The organism is Glutamicibacter protophormiae (genome assembly GCF_016894325.1).
Classification (GTDB): Bacteria; Actinomycetota; Actinomycetes; order Actinomycetales; family Micrococcaceae; genus Glutamicibacter; species Glutamicibacter protophormiae.
Genome location: NZ_CP069806.1, coordinates 2569445 through 2585742, shown reverse-complemented (window position 1 = coordinate 2585742; position 16298 = coordinate 2569445). Strand labels below are relative to the sequence as shown.

The 16298-nt window shown below is 62.3% G+C and carries 18 protein-coding genes; 17 read left to right on the top strand and 1 reads right to left on the bottom strand.

From position 1 onward, the window contains the following. Nucleotides 1-22 precede the first annotated feature (22 nt). The 15 genes from fusA (at nucleotide 23) to JQN66_RS12005 (ending at nucleotide 13715) form a co-directional block, all read left to right on the top strand. On the top strand, nucleotides 23-2137 hold the full coding sequence (fusA, locus tag JQN66_RS12075; RefSeq protein WP_204675224.1) for an elongation factor G: 2115 nt from the start codon (nucleotides 23-25) through the stop codon (nucleotides 2135-2137). A 240-nt stretch (nucleotides 2138-2377) separates the two neighbouring features. Further along, a complete protein-coding gene (tuf, locus tag JQN66_RS12070) occupies nucleotides 2378-3568 on the top strand; it encodes an elongation factor Tu (protein ID WP_204675222.1) in 1191 nt (396 codons plus the stop codon). Between the two features lie 196 nt (nucleotides 3569-3764). Next, nucleotides 3765-7526, top strand: coding sequence for a hypothetical protein (locus JQN66_RS12065; RefSeq protein WP_204675220.1), 3762 nt, complete (start codon nucleotides 3765-3767; stop codon nucleotides 7524-7526). Nucleotides 7527-7940: 414 nt separating this feature from the next. Continuing rightward, on the top strand, nucleotides 7941-8249 hold the full coding sequence (rpsJ, locus tag JQN66_RS12060; RefSeq protein WP_013349689.1) for a 30S ribosomal protein S10: 309 nt from the start codon (nucleotides 7941-7943) through the stop codon (nucleotides 8247-8249). A 20-nt stretch (nucleotides 8250-8269) separates the two neighbouring features. Further along, on the top strand, nucleotides 8270-8920 hold the full coding sequence (gene rplC / locus JQN66_RS12055) for a 50S ribosomal protein L3 (RefSeq protein WP_188948923.1): 651 nt from the start codon (nucleotides 8270-8272) through the stop codon (nucleotides 8918-8920). A 4-nt stretch (nucleotides 8921-8924) separates the two neighbouring features. After that, complete coding sequence (rplD, locus tag JQN66_RS12050; protein ID WP_047119680.1) at nucleotides 8925-9527, top strand: 50S ribosomal protein L4; 603 nt, start codon at nucleotides 8925-8927, stop codon at nucleotides 9525-9527. After that, nucleotides 9524-9826 carry a 50S ribosomal protein L23 gene (gene rplW, locus JQN66_RS12045; RefSeq protein WP_188948922.1) on the top strand — a complete coding sequence of 101 codons (303 nt, stop codon included), beginning with the start codon at nucleotides 9524-9526 and terminating at the stop codon, nucleotides 9824-9826. The genes rplD and rplW overlap by 4 nt, the downstream gene beginning before the upstream one ends. A 31-nt stretch (nucleotides 9827-9857) precedes the next feature. Further along, nucleotides 9858-10697 carry a 50S ribosomal protein L2 gene (gene rplB / locus JQN66_RS12040; protein ID WP_188948921.1) on the top strand — a complete coding sequence of 280 codons (840 nt, stop codon included), beginning with the start codon at nucleotides 9858-9860 and terminating at the stop codon, nucleotides 10695-10697. 12 nt (nucleotides 10698-10709) lie between these two features. Then, complete coding sequence (rpsS, locus tag JQN66_RS12035) at nucleotides 10710-10991, top strand: 30S ribosomal protein S19 (RefSeq protein ID WP_022874134.1); 282 nt, start codon at nucleotides 10710-10712, stop codon at nucleotides 10989-10991. A 60-nt stretch (nucleotides 10992-11051) separates the two neighbouring features. Beyond that, nucleotides 11052-11417 carry a 50S ribosomal protein L22 gene (gene rplV, locus JQN66_RS12030; protein WP_047119677.1) on the top strand — a complete coding sequence of 122 codons (366 nt, stop codon included), beginning with the start codon at nucleotides 11052-11054 and terminating at the stop codon, nucleotides 11415-11417. Then, on the top strand, nucleotides 11418-12203 hold the full coding sequence (rpsC, locus tag JQN66_RS12025) for a 30S ribosomal protein S3 (protein ID WP_047119676.1): 786 nt from the start codon (nucleotides 11418-11420) through the stop codon (nucleotides 12201-12203). Next, a complete protein-coding gene (gene rplP / locus JQN66_RS12020; protein ID WP_188948920.1) occupies nucleotides 12204-12620 on the top strand; it encodes a 50S ribosomal protein L16 in 417 nt (138 codons plus the stop codon). Nucleotides 12621-12622: 2 nt separating this feature from the next. After that, nucleotides 12623-12886: a 50S ribosomal protein L29 gene (rpmC, locus tag JQN66_RS12015; protein ID WP_229777386.1), complete on the top strand. Its 264-nt coding sequence runs from the start codon at nucleotides 12623-12625 to the stop codon at nucleotides 12884-12886. After that, nucleotides 12886-13173, top strand: coding sequence for a 30S ribosomal protein S17 (gene rpsQ, locus JQN66_RS12010; RefSeq protein ID WP_047119673.1), 288 nt, complete (start codon nucleotides 12886-12888; stop codon nucleotides 13171-13173). Before rpmC ends, rpsQ begins: the two co-directional genes overlap by 1 nt. Before the next feature lie 140 nt (nucleotides 13174-13313). Continuing rightward, on the top strand, nucleotides 13314-13715 hold the full coding sequence (locus JQN66_RS12005) for a RidA family protein (protein ID WP_204675218.1): 402 nt from the start codon (nucleotides 13314-13316) through the stop codon (nucleotides 13713-13715). Between the two features lie 44 nt (nucleotides 13716-13759). Here the strand turns inward: JQN66_RS12005 and JQN66_RS12000 are convergent, their stop codons facing one another. Beyond that, nucleotides 13760-14578 (bottom strand): helix-turn-helix transcriptional regulator, encoded by an 819-nt coding sequence (locus tag JQN66_RS12000; RefSeq protein ID WP_204675216.1) that lies wholly within the window; start codon nucleotides 14576-14578, stop codon nucleotides 13760-13762. A gap of 68 nt (nucleotides 14579-14646) precedes the next feature. Here JQN66_RS12000 and JQN66_RS11995 point away from each other — a divergent pair, with 68 nt between their 5' ends. Next, a complete protein-coding gene (locus JQN66_RS11995) occupies nucleotides 14647-15150 on the top strand; it encodes a VOC family protein (protein ID WP_204675214.1) in 504 nt (167 codons plus the stop codon). Nucleotides 15151-15202: 52 nt separating this feature from the next. Next, nucleotides 15203-16159: an endonuclease/exonuclease/phosphatase family protein gene (locus JQN66_RS11990; protein ID WP_204675212.1), complete on the top strand. Its 957-nt coding sequence runs from the start codon at nucleotides 15203-15205 to the stop codon at nucleotides 16157-16159. Nucleotides 16160-16298 lie beyond the last annotated feature (139 nt).

The window sequence follows — 16298 nt, the reverse complement described above, 5'->3', positions numbered from 1 at the left end:
CATCACCTCTTAGGGAGACAACGTGGCACAGGACGTGCTGACTGACCTGAACAAGGTCCGCAACATCGGCATCATGGCTCACATTGATGCCGGTAAGACCACTACTACCGAGCGCATCCTTTTCTACACGGGTGTAAACCACAAGCTCGGTGAGACCCACGACGGTGGCGCAACCACCGACTGGATGGAGCAGGAAAAGGAACGCGGTATCACCATTACCTCCGCGGCCGTGACTTGCTTCTGGAACAAGAACCAGATCAACATCATCGATACCCCGGGCCACGTTGACTTCACCGTTGAGGTGGAGCGCTCGCTGCGCGTGCTCGATGGCGCCGTTGCCGTGTTCGACGGCAAGGAAGGCGTTGAGCCTCAGTCCGAGACCGTTTGGCGTCAGGCTGACAAGTACAACGTTCCACGTATCTGCTTCGTGAACAAGATGGACAAGCTCGGTGCTGACTTCTACTTCACCGTAGACACCATCATCAACCGCCTGGGTGCCAAGCCGCTGGTCATGCAGCTGCCAATCGGCTCCGAGTCGGAGTTCACCGGCGTGGTGGACCTGCTGACCATGAAGGCATTCGTCTGGGAAGGCGACTCCAAGGGTGACGTCACCATGGGTGCCGCCTACGAGACTCGCGAAATTCCTGCAGACCTGCAGGAAAAGGCCGAAGAGTACCGCGCCAAGCTGATTGAAGATGTCGCAGAGGCATCCGAAGAGCTCATGGAGAAGTACCTCGAAGGCGAAGAGATCTCCATCGACGAGCTCAAGGCCGGCATCCGCAAGCTGACCGTGAACTCGGAAGCCTACCCGGTCTTCTGTGGTTCGGCGTTCAAGAACCGTGGTGTCCAGCCGATGCTGGACGCCGTGATCGACTTCCTGCCAACCCCGCTCGACGTGGGCGCCATGGTGGGTCACGATCCAAAGAACGAGGAAATCGAGCTCACTCGCGAGCCTTCCGAGGATGCACCATTCTCGGCACTGGCTTTCAAGATCGCTGCTCACCCGTTCTTCGGCCAGCTGAACTTCATCCGCGTTTACTCCGGCAAGGCAGAGTCCGGCGCACAGCTGCTGAACTCGACCAAGCAGAAGAAGGAACGCGTTGGCAAGCTCTTCCAGATGCACGCCAACAAGGAACAGCCGGTAGACGAGATCCACGCAGGTCACATCTACGCTGTGATCGGCCTGAAGGACACCACCACCGGTGACACCCTGTGCGATCCGCAGAACCCGATCGTCCTCGAATCGATGACCTTCCCGGATCCAGTGATCTTCGTGGCCATCGAGCCAAAGACCAAGGGCGACCAGGAAAAGCTGTCGACCGCTATTCAGAAGCTGTCGGCGGAGGATCCAACCTTCACCGTCTCGCTGAACGAAGACACCGGCCAGACCGAAATCGGCGGCATGGGCGAACTCCACCTGGATATCCTGGTGGACCGCATGAAGCGCGAATTCCGCGTGGAAGCCAACGTCGGCAAGCCGCAGGTTGCATACCGCGAAACCATCAAGAAGGCTGTGGAGAAGGTCGACTTCACCCACAAGAAGCAGACCGGTGGTTCGGGCCAGTTCGCAAAGGTCCAGGTCTCCTTCGAGCCTCTGGAAGTTGTGGACGGCGTTACCTACGAGTTCAAGAACGCCGTCACCGGCGGTCGCGTGCCTCGTGAGTACATCCCGTCGGTTGACGCTGGTATCCAGGACGCCATGCAGTACGGCATCCTCGCCGGCTACCCGCTGGTCGGCGTGAAGGCCACCCTCATCGACGGTGCCTACCACGACGTTGACTCCTCGGAAATGGCGTTCAAGATCGCCGGTTCGCAGGTCTTCAAGGAAGGTGCACGCCGCGCCAACCCTGTTCTGCTTGAACCGCTGATGGCCGTTGAGGTTCGTACCCCGGAAGAGTACATGGGCGACGTTATCGGCGACCTGAACTCCCGCCGTGGCTCGATCCAGGAGATGTCCGACGCCGCAGGCGTCAAGGTCATCCGCGCTGCTGTTCCGCTGTCTGAGATGTTCGGTTACATTGGTGACCTGCGTTCGAAGACTCAGGGTCGTGCAGTCTACTCGATGACCTTCGACAGCTACTCTGAGGTCCCGAAGGCAGTTGCCGACGAGATCATCCAGAAGGCCCGCGGCGAGTAATCGCCGAAGGCACTAAAACTTGGCCGTGACCCCCGTGTGGGGAAGTGGCCGATCGCAAGGCCGGCGGAGATCCGTCGACGCCGGCCTTGCAAACGGCCAACGAGGGATTTGCATCACATGCAGGGCCCGCAGAGGACCGAAATTTCCATATTTATCCATGCCCCCAGTAGACTATTTGAAGTTCGTTTGCGAACCGCGCAGACGAAGAAAGTCTTCTGTAAATGTTTCTAGGAGGAACTTGTGGCAAAGGCAAAGTTCGAGCGCAGCAAGCCGCACGTCAACATTGGTACCATCGGTCACGTTGACCACGGTAAGACCACTCTGACCGCAGCGATCTCCAAGGTCCTGGCTGACAAGTACCCGGATCTGAACGAGCAGCGCGACTTCGCTAACATTGACTCGGCTCCGGAAGAGCGCCAGCGCGGTATTACCATCAACATCTCGCACATCGAGTACCAGACCGAGAAGCGTCACTACGCACACGTTGATGCTCCAGGCCACGCTGACTACGTCAAGAACATGATCACCGGTGCTGCCCAGATGGACGGCGCGATCCTGGTTGTTGCCGCAACTGACGGCCCAATGGCTCAGACCCGCGAGCACGTTCTGCTGGCCCGCCAGGTTGGTGTTCCTACCCTGATGGTCGCACTGAACAAGTCCGACATGGTTGACGACGAAGAGCTGCTCGAGCTCGTGGAGATGGAAGTTCGCGAACTTCTGTCCTCGCAGGGCTTCGATGGCGACGACGCACCAGTCATCAAGGTTTCCGCTCTGAAGGCGCTGGAAGGCGATCCAAAGTGGGTTGCAGCTGTTGAAGAACTGATGGAAGCTGCTGACAACTTCATCCCGGATCCAGTTCGCGACCGCGACAAGCCATTCCTGATGCCGATCGAGGACGTCTTCACCATCACCGGTCGCGGTACCGTGGTGACCGGTCGCGCCGAGCGTGGCACCCTGGCCATCAACTCCGAGGTCGAGATCGTTGGCATCCGCCCGATCCAGAAGACCACCGTTACCGGTATCGAGATGTTCCACAAGCAGCTCGACGAAGCATGGGCAGGCGAGAACTGTGGTCTGCTGCTTCGCGGTCTGAAGCGCGACGATGTTGAGCGCGGCCAGGTTGTCGTAGCCCCAGGCTCGATCACCCCGCACACCAACTTCGAAGCCAACGTCTACATCCTGTCGAAGGACGAAGGCGGACGTCACAACCCGTTCTACTCGAACTACCGTCCGCAGTTCTACTTCCGCACCACCGACGTCACCGGCGTTATCACCCTCCCAGAGGGCACCGAAATGGTTATGCCAGGCGACAACACCGAAATGTCGGTTGAGCTGATCCAGCCAATCGCCATGGAAGAGGGCCTCGGCTTCGCTATCCGCGAAGGCGGCCGCACCGTTGGTTCGGGCAAGGTCACCAAGATCACCAAGTAGTTTCTGCTTGACGATCTAGACCCTGGTGGTCTATCGGCAATCCCCGCCACTCATCACGAGTGGCGGGGATTTCTGTCTTAAACGGCGCCTAGAGTAGCGAGTAATTCTAAAAGGTGGTCTAATTGATGCGGGCGGGGTTTTGCCGCCGGATTGAAGAATCATTTGCGAGGGGAGCGCCGAGGCGATGGAAATAGTCGTGGCACTGGTATTCATCGCGGCGGCATACTTTGTCGGCCGCAACAGGGGTCGTCAGGCTCCCTCCAGCGACGCGCCGGCCCTGCGCGAGGCCCGCGCGACCGCCTGGCGGGAAGGCTATGACGCCGCGGTCCAATACCTCGGCGAGCCACGCGGCGCAACAGCACCGCAGTACGCCGACCACGCTCCCGCACCAGCCGCTCCCGAACCGGCGACTCCCGAACCGGCGGAGCAACAGCCTGCCGCTGTCCTCCCGCTTGATGCGATACAGCCGCCGCTTGCCACCTCCTCCACTGCTAATGGGGATCCGGGCTCGTGGCGCGAGCGGCCGCGCATCCTGCAGACCACCGGAAACCGGGCGGCGGCCCAGCCTCCGGCTCCGGCCTCGGCGGCCAAGGTTCTGAGCAAGCGGGAACGCGAGCTGCGCAATATCAACGTGACCCTCTATGTTGCCGCCCTGATGATCGTGGCAGCGGGCGCGCTCTTCCTCAGCTTCGCCCTTCCGCCATTGGCCAAACTCGTGGCGCTCTTCGCGCTGGCCGTTGCCTTCTACGGCGGGGGATTGGTTGTCCATGCCACCCGGGAATCCCTCCGGCCCGCGGCTGCAGCATTCGCCGGCACCGGACTGGCCCTGCTCCCGCTGTGCGCCATAGCGACCTACAACACCGTGCACCTCAGCGGGCCGACAGTGTGGCTGGTTTTCTCCGCCATTGCCACAGTGGCGGTCGGCTACGCCACGGTGCGCTTCCGTTCCCGCGTGCTCGCATGGCTTGCCGTGCTGATCTTGGTCAGCACCGCCATGGCCGGCGCGGCGAGCATGCAGCGCGGCGTGTTCTATTACCTGCTTTTCCTGCTGGTGCTCTCGATCATCCTGCTGCTCGCGGCCACGCGCAGCCCGGCGGTGCGCGCCTCCATCTTCTTCCAGGCGCTGCAGGCCACGGCCCAGCTGCTTCCCGCGCTGGTGCTGGCCCTGGCTGTCGTGCTGTCCCCGGACTTGGCGGCCCGGGACTTCCTCTGGGTCTTCTTCCTGCTGACGATTCAGCTGCTGCTGTCCGTCCGGCTGTTTGCCACGGCACGGCACCTGCGCTTCCTGGCCGCCCGGGCCAGCGCCCTGCTCACGGTCATCGCCGGCTGCGCACTGCTGGAGCTGCCGGCCTCATCCACCGCGCTGGTTGTGGCGGTACTGTTCGCCGCCCAGGCGCTGCTGGTCGTACTGGCCGGCGAAAGCTACCGAGCCATCTTCAAGCTCGACGTAACGCTGTGGCGCATCGAGCGGGCAACGCTGTGGATGCTGACGGTTCTGTCTGTGCTCACCGCCTATGAGTTGGCGGGTTTTGGCGCTGCTATCTGGCTGATCAGCTTCGCGGTGGTGCCGGTGCTCATGCTCGCTGCGGTCCCCGCGCTGTGGTGGCAGGCCAAGATCGAACTCGCGGCCCTGCTGGTGCTCGCCTTCCTTCCCGGAATGGATGCGGCCGGAGAGCCATGGCGGCTGCTGCCCACGCTGGGAGCGGCCCTGCTGGTTGTGCTCGCCCTGCGGCCGCGGATCGCGGGACCGTGGAGCCTCGCCTACCGGATGATCGCGTGGGCATTGTGCCTGTCGCTTGGCGTCACCTCTGGCGCCGCGGTGGGCGAGCTGCTGCACCCGGCGCAGCCCGCGGCATCCGGCATGGCCGGCGTCCTGGGCCTGTGGGCTGTCCTCTTCATCTGGTGGGCCGTTGACATCGCGGCCGCCGGAAACCAGACGCTGGGCTTCCGAAGTTTCGACCTGCGCCTGCTACGTATGGCCGCCAGCGCGGGCCTGGCGCTGGCGAGCCTGACCCTGCTCGTCGGCCTTGACGCCGCGGACACCGCATCCTTCTACGGCCTGGAGACGGTCGAATGGTTTGTTGCGGGCGCGGCGCTCACCATCGGGCTGACCATCGTGGCCGCACTGCGTGCCGCGCCCGTGAGCCGGAACGTGGAACAGGCGGTGCGCTGCATCGCGGCCGGTGTCCTGGCCCTGGTCTACCTGCTGAGCCTGGGCGTGAGCCTGTGGCAGCCTGCACCGGTGTTCGCCCTGGTGATCTTGGCCTATTACCTGGTCGAATCCCGACGGTCTCAGCTTGCCGGCTGGAAGATGGCCTACGTGGGCGCCGCCCAGCTCACCTTCTCCAGCGCCGTCTGGTGGTTCACCGAGCATATGGACTTCGACCGCCACGGGCAGTTCGCCATGTTCACCGTATCCCTGATCCTGCCGCAGCTTGCCCGGCTCGGAACCGCATGGCGTCGGCGCCGGGAACTGCGCAATGAACTTCGCTTTATCGCGTGGGGCATGCTGGCCTTCATCCCCGTATCCACGCTGGCCTACGCCGGCTGGGGGCTGGCCGCGGACAGGGGAGTGCTGCTGCTGGAAAGCTTGCTGTTCGGGTTGTACGGGGCAGTGCTGTATCTGGCGGACCGTTCGGAGGGATGGCGGCGGCAGTACTATCTGATCGCGCCGCTGCTTGGCCTGCTCGCGCTGATCCAGGTCCCCGCTTGGAACCTGCCCGTGCAGACCGGATGGATCCGCAGCTCGTGGTGGGATACCACCGTCGCCTTCGCGCTGCTGCTGGTTCTTTCCGCTTCGGCGGCGGCCGCGGAGTGGCTCCTGCGAGACCGCCCGAACCTGGGGGTGGCGCTCGGCGCGGGGATGTTCCTCCCGCTGCTGGTACTCAACGCCTGGAACCCCGCCGAGGGCTGGGTGATTGCCAGCGCCGTGCTGGCCGCAGCGATCTTCGCCCTGATGGTGCACACCCGAGCAGTCGCCTGGTTCGCGCTGGGCGCCGGCATCTTCGCCAGCGGCGCCCTGCTGTACTCGGTGCAGCTATGGCGCGACAAGCAGCTGCTGAACCGGTTGCAGAGCATGGACGTGGCCTGGGCGCTGCTGGCCGCCGCCTTCATCTTCTACATCATGGCGGCAACCCACGGCCGCTTTGCCGGGACGCGGCCGAGCTATCCCGCAGCGCAGTACCGGGCGGAAGATGCCAAGGGATCCGCCTCGCGGCTGTATCTGCTGATGGGGCTGGCTTCGGCCTTCGCCGCCGGAACCTTGGCGCATCTGGAGAATCACAGCCCCGGCCCGGTGCTGGGCGGCGCCGCACTGGTCTTCGCGGTGGCAGTGGCCCTGCGGGTCTTCGAATGCCCGCCGCGGCTGAAGCCCTTCACCGTCGACCTGCTGCTTCCGCTGGCCGTCTGCCTGGGCATCAGCAGCTATGCGACCCTGGCTCACCTCCCGGCGGCCAGCATCCTGGCGTCCTATGCCAGCCTGGTGCTCGTGCTGCTCGCCGTCTGGCGCCACCTGCAGAAAACACCGGTGCTGGCGCACCGGTATCTCGTCGCCGCCGGCATCATGGCGAACCTGGCGATGCTGGCGAACCTGGCCGATGCCAGCCACGTCGCCAGGATCTACGCGCTCGTCTTCTTCGCGGCATTGATTGCCTACGGACTGAAGCAGGGCCGGAGGCTGTACATCTGGTGGGGCGCAGCCACCATAACCCTGGCGGTGCTCTGGTCGCTGCGGTCGCTGGCTTTCCTCTGGCTGGTGATCCTCGGGGCGGGGCTGATCGTCGCCGCGGTCATCAAGCTCTCCCGGGTGGACGGCTCCAAGCAGGGCGGGGGAGCGGCCGACGTTGCGGCGTCGCGGGATTCCCGGCCGGGCCAGTTCCCTGCCGCCGATGCTCCACAGCCGCCGCGCGGCAGGCCTGGGGCAGACGGCGACCAGCAGGAGCCGGGGCAGCCCGGCTAGCCCTTGAGGGCGCGTGAGGTCAAGATCACGCGCCCGGATGCGCATAAAAGATTTGCGCGATCCCCGCCGACCTGTCAGACTAGATAAGTTGCTTCGGTGCAACCCGATCCCCGATTTTTGGGGTAATCGGCTGGTTTGAACGACCGGGATCGACTCTCACGCAGGATAATGCCTGGGGTTCGGGATCGATACAATTGCTTCAAGCTATAAGTCCCTCGTTGAAAGTGAAAACTTTTGCGAGCTGTCGTGACTAAAATTTTCGCGACACGCCCGACTTCGGGGGTCGGAGCCTCCTGAGGTTGAGGAACCCGGATTTCATTCGGATTCAGCCGCAGCGTAAGGCGTGCCGGCTCGTAAGAGCCCGTATTAGGCACAGAACTTGTTAATAGTGCTATCAGAAAGAGGCATGACGCCATGGCGGGACAGAAAATCCGCATCCGGCTGAAGTCGTATGACCACGAGGTCATTGACGTTTCAGCCCGGAAGATCGTTGAGACGGTAACGCGCGCAGGCGCCACCGTAGTCGGCCCAGTGCCGCTGCCAACGGAGAAGAACGTGTACTGCGTTATCCGTTCGCCACACAAGTACAAAGACAGCCGTGAGCACTTCGAAATGCGCACGCACAAGCGTCTGATCGACATCGTCGATCCGACCCCGAAGGCTGTTGATTCGCTGATGCGTCTCGACCTGCCGGCGGACGTCAACATCGAAATCAAGCTTTAAGGGGAGGTGGCGAGAAAACTATGACCGCAACCCGCAATGTTAAGGGCCTGCTGGGCACGAAGCTCGGCATGACCCAGGTTTGGGACGAGAACAACAACCTGATCCCTGTCACCGTCGTGCAGGCTGATAGCAACGTTGTCACCCAGCTTCGCAACGCTGACCGCGATGGCTACACCGCAGTTCAGATCGGCTACGGCCAGATCGATCCGCGCAAGGTAACCAAGCCACTGGCAGGTCACTTCGAAGCTGCAGGCGTGACCCCACGTCGTCACCTGGTAGAGCTGCGCACCGCAGACGCTGCCGAGTACGCAGCTGGCCAGGAATTGTCCGTAGAGCTCTTCGAAGCCGGCCAGAAGGTCGACGTCGTTGGCACCTCCAAGGGCAAGGGCTTCGCCGGCGTTATGAAGCGTCACAACTTCGCTGGCGTCTCCGCTTCGCACGGTGCTCACAAGAACCACCGTAAGCCAGGTTCCATCGGCGGCGCATCGACCCCAGGTCGCGTTTTCCGTGGACAGAAGATGGCCGGTCGCATGGGTGCTGAGCGTGTAACGACTCAGAACCTGACCATCCACGCCATCGACGCTGAGAAGAACCTCCTGCTGATCAAGGGTGCCGTTCCAGGCGCCCGCGGCCGCGTCGTCCTCGTACGCACCGCCGTGAAGGGAGCATAAGTAAATGACCAAGGCACTTAACGTCGAACTGCCTGCAGAGATCTTCGACGTACAGACCAACGTCCCGCTGCTGCACCAGGTTGTCGTTGCACAGCTGGCTGCTGCCCGTCAGGGTACCCACAAGGTCAAGGACCGCTCCGAGGTTTCGGGTGCAGGTCGCAAGCCGTTCAAGCAGAAGGGTACCGGCCGCGCCCGTCAGGGTTCGATCCGCGCTCCTCACATGACCGGTGGCGGCATCGTCCACGGCCCAACCCCGCGCGACTACTCGCAGCGTACCCCGAAGAAGATGAAGGCTGCTGCACTGCGCGGCGCCCTGTCGGATCGCGCACGCTTCGATCGCGTCCACGTCATTGAAAACCTGGTTGCCGGTGAAACCCCGTCGACCAAGGAAGCACTGGCAACCCTGCGTTCGCTGACCGAGCGCAAGAACCTGCTAGTCGTCATCGATCGCGCCAACGATGTTGCTGCACTCTCCGTGCGCAACCTCGCCGCTGTGCACGTTCTGTACGTCGACCAGCTGAACACCTACGATGTTCTGGTTTCGGATGACGTAGTCTTCACCAAGGCTGCATTCGATGCCCTGGTCCAGAAGGAGGAAGCCAAGTGAGCACCTTCTCCAAGGCTCCACACGACGTGGTCATCGCACCGGTCGTATCGGAAAAGAGCTACGGTCTGATCGACGAAGGCAAGTACACCTTCCTGGTCGACCCGCGTTCGAACAAGTCGGAAATCAAGAATGCCGTTGAAGCGATCTTCAACGTCAAGGTTGATTCCGTGAACACCATCAACCGTACTGGTAAGCGCAAGCGCACCAAGTTCGGGTGGGGTGCACGCAAGGCTACCAAGCGTGCAATCATCACCCTCAAGGACGGTTCGATTGACATCTTCGGCGGTCCGCTTTCCTAAGCGGAGACCACTTTAACGAGGAATAGAATAAATGGGAATTCGTAAGTTTAAGCCGACTACCCCGGGCCTGCGCGGCTCGTCGGTAGCCGACTTCGCAGAAATCACCCGATCGACTCCGGAAAAGTCGCTGGTTCGCCCGCTCACCAAGAGCGGTGGCCGTAACAACTCCGGTAAGATCACCACCCGACACAAGGGTGGCGGACACAAGCGCGCATACCGCGTGATCGACTTCCGTCGTCACGACAAGGACGGCGTTCCGGCAAAGGTTGCTCACATCGAGTACGACCCGAACCGTACCGCTCGTATCGCCCTGCTCCACTACGTGGACGGCACCAAGCGCTACATCGTCGCACCGAACAACCTCAACCAGGGTGACACCGTTGAGGCCGGTCCGAACGCTGACATCAAGCCAGGCAACAACCTGCCGCTGCGTAACATCCCGGTTGGTACCGTGATTCACGCTGTGGAGCTCCGCCCAGGCGGCGGCGCCAAGATGGCTCGTTCCGCTGGTGCTTCGATCCAGCTGGTAGCCCGTGAGGGTCGCTTCGCCCAGCTGCGTCTGCCTTCCGGCGAAATCCGCAACGTTGATGTGCGCTGCCGCGCAACCATCGGCGAAGTTGGCAATGCCGAGCAGATCAACATCAACTGGGGCAAGGCCGGCCGCATGCGCTGGAAGGGCGTTCGCCCAACCGTGCGTGGTGTAGCCATGAACCCGATCGACCACCCACACGGTGGCGGTGAGGGTAAGACCTCCGGTGGTCGCCACCCGGTCAACCCTAACGGTAAGCGTGAAGGACGCACCCGTCGTCCGAACAAGGAAAGCGACAAGCTCATTGTGCGTCGTCGCAAGACCGGCAAGAACAAGCGATAGGAGCCTGGAAACATGCCACGCAGCCTGAAGAAAGGCCCCTTCGTCGATCAGCACCTGTTCCTGAAGGTCGTTGCTGAAAACGAAAAGGGCACCAAGAACGTCATCAAGACGTGGTCCCGCCGTTCGATGATCATCCCGGACATGCTGGGACACACCATCGCCGTGCACGACGGTCGCAAGCACATTCCTGTGTTCGTTACCGAATCCATGGTTGGTCACAAGCTCGGTGAGTTTGCTCCAACCCGCACGTTCCGTGGCCACGTAAAGGACGACAAGAAGGGCAAGCGCCGCTAGGCCCCGCAAGGGAACTAGTGATCGCTTAGCACTTCTTCGATAGACGAGAGAAGGATAGCAATGGAAGCCAAGGCAATTGCGCGTCACATCCGCGTAACGCCTATGAAGGCCCGGCGCGTCGTCAACCTTGTTCGTGGTCTGCAGACCAACGAAGCACTGGCCATTCTGAAGTTCGCCCCACAGGCAGCTTCGGAGCCGGTATACAAGGTTGTCGCATCGGCAGTGGCTAACGCCCGTGCCGCCGCGGACCGCGCAGGTGAAGCATTCAATGAGGACGAGCTGATTATCAGCGAGGCGTTTGTTGACGAAGGCCCGACCATGAAGCGGTTCCAGCCGCGAGCTCAGGGTCGCGCATTCCAGATCAAGAAGCGCACCAGCCACGTGACTGTGGTTGTTTCAACCCCTAAGAAGGGTGGGGAGAACTAAATGGGACAGAAGGTAAACCCGAACGGTTTCCGTCTCGGCATCACCACTGACCACGTGTCGCACTGGTTCGCTGATTCCAGCAAGCCAGGTCAGCGTTACAAGGATTACGTGAAGGAAGACGTACAGATCCGTGCGCTCCTCTCCGACGGCATGGACCGCGCCGGCATCGCCCGCGTTGAGATCGAACGTACCCGTGACCGCGTGCGTGTGGATATCCACACCGCTCGTCCGGGCATCGTTATCGGTCGTCGCGGCGCCGAAGCCGACCGCATTCGCGGCGAGCTCGAAAAGCTCACCAAGAAGCAGGTTCAGCTGAACATCCTCGAGGTCAAGAACCCTGACATGGAGGCCCAGCTGGTCGCCCAGGGCATCGCCGAGCAGCTTGCTTCCCGCGTGGCTTTCCGCCGTGCGATGAAGAAGGCAATGCAGTCGGCAATGCGTGCAGGTGCCAAGGGCATCCGCGTGCAGTGCTCCGGTCGTCTGGGCGGTGCAGAAATGTCCCGCAAGGAGTTCTACCGCGAAGGCCGTGTGCCGCTGCACACCCTGCGCGCGAACATCGACTTCGGCAAGTTCGAAGCCAAGACCACCTTCGGCCGTATCGGCGTGAAGGTCTGGATCTACAAGGGTGATGTCACCGCCAAGGAACTGGCTGCACAGCAGGCTGCTGCTGCTCCAGCTCGCGGCGGCCGCGGCGGCAACGATCGTCCACGTGGTGGAGAGCGTCGTCGTCGTAACGACCGCAACAAGGGCGCTGCAGCTCCGGCTGCGGAAGGAGGAGAGGCTTAAATGCTTATCCCACGTCGAGTAAAGTTCCGCAAGCAGCACCACCCGAAGCGTTCGGGTGCTGCAAAGGGCGGCACCACCGTAGCATTCGGTGATTACGGTATTCAGGCGTTGACCCCGGCTTACGTGACTAACCGTCAGATCGAGGCCGCTCGTATCGCCATGACCCGTTACATCAAGCGTGGCGGTAAGGTGTGGATCAACATCTACCCAGACCGTCCGCTGACCAAGAAGCCAGCCGAAACCCGCATGGGTTCCGGTAAGGGTTCGCCGGAGTGGTGGGTCGCCAACGTCAAGCCAGGACGAGTCATGTTTGAACTCGGTGGCGTCAGTGAAGAGGTAGCTCGTGAGGCCCTGCGTCTCGCGATCCATAAGCTGCCGATGAAGGCACGCATCGTGCGTCGTGAAGGTGGTGAATAGGGATGTCTATCGGTTCTAAGGACCTTAGCATTGAGTCCCTGGACGGCTTCGATACTCCTCGTCTGAACGAGGAATTGAAGAAGGCCAAGGCAGAACTGTTCAACCTGCGTTTCCAGTCGGCCACCGGCCAGCTGGAATCCCACGGTAACCTGAAGTCCATCAAGCGCGACATCGCCCGCATCTACACGGTGCTGCGCGAACGCGAGCTGGGTATTCGTCAGGATGTCGTCGTCCCGGTTGAAGAAACCAAGAAGGACTCCAAGTAATGAGCGAGAAGGAGAACGGTGTGGCTGACGCAACCGAGCGCAACGACCGCAAGACCCTCCGTGGTTACGTGGTTTCCGACAAGATGCAGAAGACCATCGTCGTTGACGTTGAGGACCGTGTGAAGCACGCCCTCTACGGCAAGGTCATGCGTCGCAACAAGAACGTGAAGGCTCACGACGAGAACAACGAAGCCGGCATCGGCGACTTGGTTGTTATCGCTGAGACCCGCCCGCTGTCTGCTGACAAGCACTGGCGTCTGGTCGAGATCGTCGAGAAGGCTAAGTAAGCTTTCTTGGTGATTTCACGGATAACGTGAATTGCACAAAACGCCCCGAACACTTCGAAAGAAGAGTTCGGGGCGTTTTTGCGTACCCGGAAGAACCTGGACATCATGGCCGAGACCGCGATTCTGTGCAACCATGCCTCATGGCACAGATACAGTACCTCCGTCCCGAGGGGCTCGTCCGCTCTCCGGCCTTCAGCCACGCCGCGGTCGTTCCACCCGGGATGGCCACGATCTACCTGGGCGGACAAAACGCGGTAGACGCGCAGGGACAGCTGGTAGGCGCAGGGGACATCGCAGCGCAGGCCGCGCAGGCGATGGAGAATGCCGGCACCGCGCTGACTGCCGCAGGGGCGCAGTTGGTCGACGTGGTCCAGTGGACGGTGGTGATGCTCCAGGGCTGCGACGTCAACGCCGCCTACGGCGCCATCGCTCCACGGCTTGTCCGGGATGATCCGCCTCTGGTGGTGGCCAGCATGGTTGCTGGACTGGGAATGCCCGGCGCGATGATTGAGATCAGCGCCATCGCCGCCATCCAGCCCTGACCCCCGCTCAACAATTGTGCGCCGAGTCCCGCGCACCATGCCGCTCATGATTCGTTCTCGGACTGCGGGCCTGCGGACTGGCTGTGCGCACGGTAGGTGCTGGGACTGAATCCAAGGATTCTCCGGAAATCCGCGGCCAGGTGCGCTTGATCCGTATACCGCAGCTCGGCGGCGATCTGGGCGATGGAAGCCGACGGGTTCTCCCGTACCCGCTGGGCTGCTTCCTGCAGGCGGTATCTGCGGATCACCGCTAAAGGCGGCAAGCCCACATAGCGAAGCGAGAGCCGCTGCAGGCTCCGGACGCTGAATCCCAAGGCTTCGGCAACCTGCTCGACGCTGACGGCGCTGCGGGTGGCTGCGACGTAGTCGATAAATTCATTCGCGCGCAGCCCGTTTGCATCAGGGGCGGGGCACGAGCGCGTGAACCACGCACCGAGCGCCCGAGCGCTCTCCGGATTAGCCGCAGGGCCGTTGCCCTTTTCCAGGATGCGGCTGATGTCCTGCAACAGTTCCGGGGTCTCGAAGCCGACTTCGCGATCGATCAGCGTCGCGGGGGACAGCGCCAGGGCGGTTGCCGCAGCGGGCCGAAGCAAGGCGGCCACGGCCCAGCCCTTGCCGGCCAGATCCCGGTGGGATGCCGCCGAGGCTGGTCCGGAGAGCGTCACGCCTTCCCGCTGCACCACCAGATTCATCAGCGGGAAGGGGAGCAGCTGCTGCCGCGAGGTCCGGCCTGCGGCGATATCCCAGTGCACCAGCCAGAACCAGCCGACCAGGTCCTTCAACTCGGGCGGCGGGAGAATGCGTTCGAACTGGGGGAGCCGCGCCGGGTACAAGACACCCCGGCGATCACGTTCATCCGCCACCGGCCACCGCCTTGAAGTTGTCGCGTATTTACAAGTCCAAGGGTGCCACAGGGGAATACCGTGGTGGTATGAAAACAGAGAATGAATCAACCCGGGGCGTCACTGGCAAGCACACCACCGACGGCGTGCCTCATGGCGTGAGCAGCCTGACCCCGTTCCTGGCGATCGCCAATGCCGCCGGCGCGCTGGAGTTCTACCGCGACGTGTTCGGGGCGCGGATTATCGATACCACCGTCATGGGCGGGGTTCTCGCGCATGCCGAGATCGATTTCGGGCAAGGGCACCTGCAGATCGGTGAACCGAGCCCGGAGTACGGCCTCGTACCGCCGCCTGCCGCGCCGAACGCCTGCTATTCGATGGGGCTGTACTGCCAGGACGCCGATGAGGTCCTCGCCAAGGCGGTCCAGGCCGGGGCAACTATCCGCGAACCGGCAACGAATTTCGTCTCGGGGGACCGTTTCGCGTCCATCATCGATCCCTTCGGCATCCGCTGGTCGATCCTCAGCCGCGTGGAGGACCTGTCCGAAGAAGAAAGCGCACAACGAGTAGCCCAATGGGCCGCAGAACAATAGGGACACGCCAACGCTAGCGGGTGCATGCACGCTCACCGCGTAGTCTCGAGGCATGGAGCGCACTCGGACGACAACCAAACATCGCTGGGCGTGGTCGCTGGTGCTGACGGCAAGCATACTCGTCGCGGTTCTCGTCTGGCTCCCTTGGCTTGGTGGCGGTTGGATCCCCAAACTGCAGGCCTTCGGGCTGTGGTTGCTGGTGTTGCCGCTGGCCCTCGGCCTCATCGCCCTTTTTCAACGCCGCTGGGCGGTAGCCGCCGTGCTGTTCACCTGCCTGCTTGCCGGCTCCGCGGCCAGCATCAACCCACAGGTGCCTCCGGCGTCCACCGACGCGGGCGGTGCAACGCTGACAGTCATGTCCTTCAACGCGCTCAAGGCCGGCGCGGACCCTGATGCCCTGGCCGAGGCGATCCGGCAGGCCGACCCCGACGTGCTGGTGCTGGTGGAAACCAGCGAGCCGCTGCATGCCGCCCTGGCTCGGCGAGGTGCCATAGGTGCATTGAAATTCCGGAGCGCGCAGGCACCGGCCGGCGGAGAACGGGATACCGTGATCTTCTCCCGTTATCCGCTCACGGAACGCAGCGAGGAGCTGGCCAGCGCCGCAACAGGATGGCATTCGCTTCCCGTCGCTGAGCTCCAGCTGCCGCAGGGACTGATCACCGTGGCAGGCATCCACATCTTCCCGCCGCTGCATGACGCCACGCGGTGGAACCAGGGCCTGGAAGCCCTCGCACAGTGGTCGCAACAAGAGCATGGAACACCGGTGATCCTTGCCGGGGACTTCAACGCGGTCCGCGCCCACCCGCAGTACCGCCGAGCGACCACCGGTTTCACCGAGTCGTCGGGCCTGTGGCCCAACACGTCATGGCCAGCACTGGGGAAAGTGCCGGCAGTCATTGAGATTGATCATATTCTGGTCAAGGATGCCGCCGCCCAGAGGTTCGAAACCAGTGCCATCAAGGGTTCGGATCATCTGGGTGTGGTGTCCGAGCTGATGATCAATCCTTGATTTTCCGCGGATCTTCTTCCTGTCCGATGTGACCAACAACGCGTCTTTCGGCCCTACCACACCATTTCGGTTTCGCGCCACTCTAGGCTAAACTTAAGAATCTGTGCGCATCATGTTCGGGGACTATCCACCTTCGGCC

What these genes read in the sequence shown, in the direction of transcription:
- rpsJ (WP_013349689.1), top strand. Translation starts at nt 7,941, where the DNA reads ATGGCGGGACAGAAAATCCGCATCCGGCTGAAGTCGTATGACCACGAG.
- rplC (WP_188948923.1), top strand. Translation starts at nt 8,270, where the DNA reads ATGACCGCAACCCGCAATGTTAAGGGCCTGCTGGGCACGAAGCTCGGC.
- rplD (WP_047119680.1), top strand. Translation starts at nt 8,925, where the DNA reads ATGACCAAGGCACTTAACGTCGAACTGCCTGCAGAGATCTTCGACGTA.
- rplB (WP_188948921.1), top strand. Translation starts at nt 9,858, where the DNA reads ATGGGAATTCGTAAGTTTAAGCCGACTACCCCGGGCCTGCGCGGCTCG.
- rpsS (WP_022874134.1), top strand. Translation starts at nt 10,710, where the DNA reads ATGCCACGCAGCCTGAAGAAAGGCCCCTTCGTCGATCAGCACCTGTTC.
- rplV (WP_047119677.1), top strand. Translation starts at nt 11,052, where the DNA reads ATGGAAGCCAAGGCAATTGCGCGTCACATCCGCGTAACGCCTATGAAG.
- rpsC (WP_047119676.1), top strand. Translation starts at nt 11,418, where the DNA reads ATGGGACAGAAGGTAAACCCGAACGGTTTCCGTCTCGGCATCACCACT.
- rplP (WP_188948920.1), top strand. Translation starts at nt 12,204, where the DNA reads ATGCTTATCCCACGTCGAGTAAAGTTCCGCAAGCAGCACCACCCGAAG.
- rpmC (WP_229777386.1), top strand. Translation starts at nt 12,623, where the DNA reads ATGTCTATCGGTTCTAAGGACCTTAGCATTGAGTCCCTGGACGGCTTC.
- rpsQ (WP_047119673.1), top strand. Translation starts at nt 12,886, where the DNA reads ATGAGCGAGAAGGAGAACGGTGTGGCTGACGCAACCGAGCGCAACGAC.
- JQN66_RS12005 (WP_204675218.1), top strand. Translation starts at nt 13,314, where the DNA reads ATGGCACAGATACAGTACCTCCGTCCCGAGGGGCTCGTCCGCTCTCCG.
- JQN66_RS11995 (WP_204675214.1), top strand. Translation starts at nt 14,647, where the DNA reads ATGAAAACAGAGAATGAATCAACCCGGGGCGTCACTGGCAAGCACACC.
- JQN66_RS11990 (WP_204675212.1), top strand. Translation starts at nt 15,203, where the DNA reads ATGGAGCGCACTCGGACGACAACCAAACATCGCTGGGCGTGGTCGCTG.